The 225-nt window shown below is 59.6% G+C and carries 1 protein-coding gene; it reads right to left on the bottom strand.

What is annotated here, in order from left to right:
• Nucleotides 1–225 (bottom strand): hypothetical protein (locus tag AC3WLY_RS35195; RefSeq protein WP_492332765.1); only part of this gene is annotated, 225 nt, incomplete at both ends.

Below are 225 nucleotides of genomic sequence, written 5' to 3'. Positions count from 1 at the left end.
ACTGCGCCAGTCTCCACACCAGACACGTTGAGTGTACCGACGTTGGTGATGTGGTCGGTAGCGTTGCTGCCTGAGTCGGCGGTTAGTGCAACACCGGGCGCGGCGGCCGACGTATCGAGCGTGAAGCTGAATGAAGTCGGGCCTGAAGTATTGCCAGCGACATCGGTTTGCCGGACCTCTACGTCGTTCACGCCTTCGACGGCGTTGAAGTTGGTGTTCCAGGTA

The organism is Burkholderia sp. FW306-1C-G01B (genome assembly GCF_058781685.1).
The sequence above is the reverse complement of the archived record's forward strand: the minus strand, read 5'-3'. Positions and strand labels throughout refer to the sequence as shown.